The sequence below is a fragment of the Maricaulis maris genome, assembly GCF_049116555.1.
GTDB lineage: Bacteria > Pseudomonadota > Alphaproteobacteria > Caulobacterales > Maricaulaceae > Maricaulis > Maricaulis maris_C.
In genome coordinates this window covers 1-6697 of the sequence record NZ_JAGDYT010000014.1, presented here as the reverse complement: position 1 = coordinate 6697, position 6697 = coordinate 1, and the positions used below count along the sequence as shown (strand labels likewise).

The following is a 6697-nucleotide window of genomic DNA, read 5'->3' as shown; positions in this document are numbered from 1 at the left end:
CTGGTAGATCCCGACGGCCAGCGCCGGTCCAACAAGCGCGAAACCGCTTAGCGCCACGGGAATGGTGGAACTCATTCCCACAGCCACCAGGCCGATGACGAACAGAGCGCCGATGGCCACGAAGATGGCGCCATAGGCGAGACAGACGCCGGGCGCCATGCGGAAATCATTCCATCCGGCGCGCAGCCATTGCCAGGGCGCATCACGCCTGACGGTTCGAAGTGGCATCATCTTGCTCTCCCCCAAGCATCTTAGCGGCCCGATTGAATTCGGCTTTGCGTCATTACGCCACACTTTTTCTATGGCTTTCCAGCCTTTCCCGCAGTGGCCCGGTCGAGTGGGCCATGGCAAGGAGGGGTATGACCGCGAACCTGCTTTCCCAATTGAGTCTCGCTGGCGGGCTTCTCGCCGGTCTGGCCTCCAGCCTGCACTGTGTCGGGATGTGTGGCGGGATTGCCTCCAGCCTCACCCTGACCCTCGCGCCCGAGGCCGGGACGATGGCGCGGGCTCGTACCCTGATGCTGGCCCAGGCCGGGCGCATTCTCGCCTATGTGATTGCCGGCGCCGTGCTCGCGGCGCTCGGGTCACAGGTCTATTTCGGCTTTGACCGATCCGTCGCCCATGTCGTTCTGCGTTGGGCGGGCGCGCTGGTCCTGGTCTATATCGGCCTCTCGGTGATCGGCTGGGCTCCATCGCTGGCCGGGCTGGATCGGCTCGGACACAGTGTCCAGCGTGTCATCCATCAGCGGTTCGGGGGTGGGTTCAGCGCGACGACGCCGGTGTTGGCCGGGCTGGTCTGGGGGCTTTTGCCCTGCGGTATGGTCTATGCGGCGCTCTTTTATGCCCTGTTGTCGGCCAATCCGGTGTCGGGCGGTTTGATCATGCTGGGCTTTGGCCTGGGAACGCTCCCCGCGGTAACTGCTGCGGCCTTCGGCGTGTCGCGGTTTGTCGACTTCGCGCAGTCGCCGCGCAGCCGCTTCGCGATCGGCGCCCTCATCATTCTCCTCGGTTTTGCGTCCGCCGCACTGCCCTGGCGCGCGATCGCGGCCTTTTGCGGGGTCCCGCTCGACTGACCACATTCAGGCAGTGACGCCTGAAGGCCGGGCAGGGGCCAGAAAACCCAATGTTTCGGTTGCTTTATAGGTGCTTTCTGGCGGGCTCTGTCGTAAGGTCATGGGGGTGTCGACAGGGGAGAGGGCATGATGGGGAAATGGTCAGCAAACTGGTTGGCTGGCGCTTTGGCGCTGGCTGTTGCGGCCTGTTCGGGCGGATCCGAGGACGAGCTTGCCGGTCCGGAGCTGGCCAGCCGTGAGGCCGAGGCCCCGCGCGCCGAAACCGGAACGCCCAGCCAGTTTTCCTTCCTGCGCTATTCCGTCGGCGTTGATGGCGATGCGCCGAGCCTGTGTCTGGGTTTCACCCACCCGCTCGACCCCGATGCTGACTATTCGCCCTATGTCGCGATCTCCCCGGACCGCCCTGTTGCACTCGATGCTGACGGCCAGACCCTGTGCGTTGGCGGGCTTGATTTCGGCGAGGACCAGACTCTCACCCTGCGCGCCGGATTCCCGGCCGCCAATGGGGATGGCCTGCTGGTCGATGAAGATGTGATCGTCGATTTCGGCGACCGACCGGCCTATGTCGGCATTGCTGGCGACGGCGTCATCCTGCCGCGTCTCGATGCCGACGGGCTCGCGATCGAGACCGTCAATGTCGACAGCGTCGACGTCACCCTGCGCCGGATCAATGACCGGGCCCTGGCATTCCGCTCGATCACGTCGGGGGCCAATATTGCGGCGGGCGACTACTACTGGTCCGGTCAGGAAGAAGACCCGGACGCGGTCGGCGAGATCATCTGGCGTGGCGAGATGGACACGGCCGGCCTGCTCAACACGCCGGTCACGACCGTCTTTCCGCTTGCCGAGACAATCGGCACGCTGACCCCGGGCGCCTATCACATCACGGTGGTTGACGCGGCTCTCGCCGATGATGACGTACGTCAGCCGGCACGCGCCAATCGCTGGCTGGTCATCACCGATCTGGCCCTGACGGCCTATCGCGGCGCGGACGGCGTCGATTTCATGGTGCGCTCCCTGCAGACCGCGCGGCCGGTCGAGGATGTGCGCGTGGAACTCATCGCGCGCTCCAATGAAGTCCTCGCCTCGGTCGTGACCGATGCCAGCGGGCGGGCCCGTTTCGACGGCCCCCTGACCCGCGGTGAGGGGGCCATGGCGCCGCGCCTGCTCACGGCTTACGGGCCGGACAATGACTTCGCCGTGCTCGATTTCCAGCGCAATCCGGTGGACCTCTCCGGTCTCGATACGGCGGGGCGTCAGCGCCCGGACGGGGCAGATGGCTTTGTCTATCTCGACCGCGGTATCTACCGACCGGGCGAGACGGTTCATGTCTCCGCACTGGTGCGCGATAGCGAGGCGCGGGCCGTCAGCGACCGTCCGGTCGAACTGACGGTTTTCGGGCCCAATGGCATTGAATCCGCCAATATCCGTTTCCCCGAGGCGGTGGCAGCGGGCGCCGTCAGCTGGAGCTGGGACGTGCCGCGCACCGCAGCGCGCGGTGAGTGGCGGATTGTCGCTGAAATGGATGGGTTTGGCCGCGTCGGCCAGGTCCGTTTCTCGGTCGAGGACTTCGTGCCACAGCGTGTTGGCCTGGAGCTGGATGTTGATGACGAGAACCCGGTTCGTGCCGGCGAAACCCGCGACATTGATGCGCGTGTCCGCTTTCTCTATGGCGCCCCCGGCGCCGGTCTCGTGGTTGAAGGACGTGTGCGGATCGAGACCGACCCGGCTCCGTTCCCCGACCATGCGGATTTCAGCTTCGGTCGCCCTGATGAGCCCTTCCGCGAATTCACGCGCGATCTCGCCGACACCGTTGCCGATGGTGCCGGGCGTGCGGTCCAGACCATAGAATTGGGCGATGCCGGTCGCGATGCCAGCCAACCCCTGCGACTGCGCGCGGTGATCTCCGCCATCGAACCGGGCGGGCGTCCGGTCGCTGATGATGTTCGTATTCCCTATCGTCCGGCCGACCTCTATCTCGGCCTGCGCCCGCAATTCGACGGGCGGGCCCAGCGCAATAGCGAGACCGCCATTGATGTGGTCGCACTCGGGTCGGACGGTGCCGCGCTGGAAACCTTGCTGAACTGGCAGCTGGTTCGCATCGACTGGAATTACGACTGGTACCGCGTCGACAATGGTCGCTGGCAGTGGCGCCGCACGCGCGAGGTCGTCGCGATTGAACAGGGCGTGGTCACCACCGGCGTTGATGGTCTGGCCGAGATTGGCATTCGTGCGCTCGATTGGGGCAGTTATCGTCTCGTCATCGACGCGGCTGACGCCGATCAGAGTGCCTCCACCGACTTCTGGGTCGGATGGGGGGCCAATGCCGAAGAGGGCAGTGAGGCGCCGGACCGGATTGCCGTGTCCATTCCCGATCAAGCGACCGCCCTGGGCGATACTGTCACGCTGAGTCTGCTTCCACCCTATGCCGGCGAGGCCGAGATCGTGATCGCGAGCGACCGGGTCATCGAGACGCGCTCGCTGACCATTCCGGAAAGCGGCACGGAAGTCAGTTTCACCGTCACCGAGGCGTGGGGCGCCGGGGCCTATGCCATGGTCTCGCTCTTCACCCCACGCCACCCGGTGGACCAACCGGCACCGCGCCGGGCGGTCGGGATCGCTTATCTGCCGGTTGATACCGGCGAGCGAACATTCGACATCGCGCTGGATGCGCCGGAGCGGATTGAGCCGCGCCAGAGCCTTGATCTCGGCGTGACGCTTGAGGGTCCGCTGCGAGGGGGCGCCTGGGTGACGGTTGCGGCCGTGGACGAGGGTATTCTCGCCCTGACCCGTTTTGCCTCACCCGATCCGGTGGACTGGTTCTTCGGTCAGTCTGCGCTGGATGTGGATCTTTATGACGACTACGGGCGCCTGCTCGACCCGAACCAGGGCGCCGCGGCGGCGGTTCGCTCGGGCGGTGACCAGATAGGCGGTGCCGGTCTGACCGTCGTCCCCACACAGACGGTTGCGCTGTTCAGCGGACCGGTCGAGGTGGACCGCAATGGACGGGCGACGATCCCGCTGGACATTCCGGACTTCAATGGCGAGCTGCGCCTGATGGCGGTCGCCTGGAGCGAGACCGGTGTCGGCGCGGAAAGCCGGCCGCTTACCGTGCGTGACGACGTCCCGGCCGAGCTCATCCTGCCGCGCTTCCTCGCGCCGGGCGATGTCTCGACGGCGACTTTGACCATCGACAATGTCGACGGCGCTGCCGGGACCTATGAAGCGGTTATCGAGGCCGAAGGATCGGCTGTGGCGGCAATTTCGGATGCCGTGGAACTGGCCAGCGGGGAGCGTGTCGACCGACGTTATCCGCTGAGCGGGGAGGATGCCGGCATCGGCTCGGTGGGTCTTGCTGTGACCGGACCGGACGAATTCACCGCCGCCCGCAGCTACCCGATCGAGGTGCGAACCGCCTGGTTGCCATCGTCCAGTGTCAACCGTGGCCGCTTGCTGCCGGGAGAGAGCTGGACACTGGGTGCCGAGGCTCTGGCAGCCTATCTGCCGGGGAATTCGGCGGTGACGCTCAGCTTCTCGCCGACCCCGCTCGACGAGACCGCGCTGCTGAGCTCGCTCTCACGCTACCCCTATGGCTGCACCGAGCAGATCACCAGCCGGGCCCTGCCGCTTTTGATGGCGGACCCGCTTGCCCGGGCCGCGGCGCTTGACGGTATCGATGGCAGCCGCGCGATCATCCAGGAGGCGATTGCCACTTTGCTCAACCGGCAGGCCAATGACGGCGCGATCGGTCTGTGGCGGATCGGGGATCGCGATGCGCGGTCCTGGGTCGGGGCCTATGCGGTTGATTTCCTGTCGCGGGCCCAGGAGGCCGGTTACACTGTCCCTGATGCGGCGCTGGAGCGTGCCTATGGCGTGCTCGAACATATCGCGGCGCAGGAAGCCTGGCGCGCGAATGGCTATTCCACCCGCATCTATAGCTGGCGCGGCCAGACCGATACGGCCGAGCGTCTGTCCGACCGCAGCGCGGCCTATGCGCTTTACGTGCTGGCCCGGGCCGGTCGGGTTGATCGCTCACGCCTGCGCTACATGCATGATGAACGGCTTGATCAAATCAGCAGCCCGCTGGCGCGTGCCCAACTCGGCGCTGCGCTTTATCTGATCGGTGACCGGGCGCGCTCGCGCAGCGCCTTCGACGCTGCCGAAGCAGCCCTCGGCTACGAGAACCGTGGCGATTGGTACCAGTCGGCCCGCCGGGACCTTGCGGCGGTTGTCGCCTATGCCGCAGAAGCCGGTGATGCCGAGCGCGTCGCCCGCCTGGCCGAGCGCCTTGTCTCGGACCTGCCTGAGCCGGCGCGTCTGACAACGCAGGAGAAATCCTTTCTCCTGATGGCCGCGCAGGGCTTGTCCGGTGGCGCCGATGCGCTGTCCATCGAGGGGCCGCTCAGCCATCCCGAAGGCGGCCGCCCGGTCTTCGAGGTGACGCCGGACATGCTGGATGAGCCCCTGACCTTCACGGCGTCTGGCGAGGGGCCGGTCTGGGTCACCCAGCTGGCTCATGGTGAAACCCGCCTGGCGCCGGATGAGGCGTCGGAAGGGATTTCCGTCCAGAAGCGTGTTCTGGGGCTTGATGGCAGTGCGGTGGATCTGGAAGCGCTCGTCCAGGGCGACCGGCTGATGATCGACATCACGGTGATGCCGCACGAGCAGCGTCTGATTCCGGCTATTCTGGTGGATCTTCTGCCGCCGGGTTTCGAGATCGAAGCCGAGATATCCCGCGGTGATGCCGGGCCTCGCGGTCCCTATCGCTGGCTGGGCGAGATCTTCACGCCCTCCATGAGCGAGATCCGTGATGACCGCTACGCGGCGGCGATGGATCTGACCAATGCCCGTCCGCGGCGTCTGGCCTATATCGTCCGTGCCGTGACCCCGGGCGAATACACCCTGCCCGGCGTCGCGGTGGAAGACATGTATCGCCATGATGTCTTTGCGCGCTCGGAGACCCGCCGCATCGTGATCGCTCCGCGCGACTGATCATGTTCGGGCTCGGTCGGGCATACTGGATCATCCTGGGCGCGCTTGGCAGCCTTGTCGGCCTGCTCGCGCTCGACCGGGCCCTGCCGCCGCCCCTGCCATCGGCGGACGCGGTGTCAGCCGCGGTTCGCGATCGCAATGGTGAGGTCTTGCGCGCCTTTCCGGTCGAGGAGGGGCGCTGGCGCCTCGCCGCCGACCTTGACCGGATCGATCCTGATTTTCTGGACGCCCTGCTGGCTTATGAGGATGAGCGCTTTCACGAACACTGGGGCGTTGATTTTCCAGCCCTGGTCCGTGCCAGTCGGGATAGTCTGGCTGCCGGTCGCATCGTCTCCGGTGGTTCGACCATCACCATGCAGCTGGCGCGCCTGATCGAACCGCGCGAGCGGACCTTTGGCGCCAAGCTGATCCAGATGGCGCGGGCGCTGCAGCTGGAAATACGTCTCAGCAAAACTGAAATTCTCGAGCTTTACCTCACTCTGGCGCCCTATGGCGGCAATCTGGAAGGGGTGAGGGCGGCCAGCTGGGCCTATTTCGGGCGTGAACCGGATGACCTGACCATCGACCAGATCGCGATGCTGATTGCCTTGCCGCAATCGCCGGAGGCGCGTCGACCCGACCGCCAGCCGGAA

The 6697-nt window shown here is 66.0% G+C and carries 3 protein-coding genes and 1 pseudogene; 3 read left to right on the top strand and 1 reads right to left on the bottom strand.

Annotated elements, in window-relative coordinates; genetic code table 11:
- A pseudogene (locus tag JXQ94_RS13440) lies at positions 1 to 231 on the bottom strand (hypothetical protein); the annotation flags it as partial.
- A 128-nt stretch (positions 232 to 359) separates the two neighbouring features.
- On the opposite strand from JXQ94_RS13440, the gene JXQ94_RS13435 reads away from it, so the two are divergent.
- The 3 genes from JXQ94_RS13435 to JXQ94_RS13425 form a co-directional block, all read left to right on the top strand.
- Positions 360 to 1073 carry a sulfite exporter TauE/SafE family protein gene (locus JXQ94_RS13435; RefSeq protein WP_421924303.1) on the top strand — a complete coding sequence of 238 codons (714 nt, stop codon included), beginning with the start codon at positions 360 to 362 and terminating at the stop codon, positions 1071 to 1073.
- A 126-nt stretch (positions 1074 to 1199) separates the two neighbouring features.
- Positions 1200 to 6065 (top strand): alpha-2-macroglobulin family protein, encoded by a 4866-nt coding sequence (locus tag JXQ94_RS13430; RefSeq protein WP_421924302.1) that lies wholly within the window; start codon positions 1200 to 1202, stop codon positions 6063 to 6065.
- A 2-nt stretch (positions 6066 to 6067) separates the two neighbouring features.
- A partial coding sequence (locus JXQ94_RS13425; protein ID WP_421924301.1) for a transglycosylase domain-containing protein occupies positions 6068 to 6697 on the top strand: 630 nt, incomplete at its 3' end.

Coding starts and splice junctions, on each gene's coding strand:
- JXQ94_RS13435 (WP_421924303.1), top strand. CDS start 360: ATGACCGCGAACCTGCTTTCCCAATTGAGTCTCGCTGGCGGGCTTCTC.
- JXQ94_RS13430 (WP_421924302.1), top strand. CDS start 1,200: ATGATGGGGAAATGGTCAGCAAACTGGTTGGCTGGCGCTTTGGCGCTG.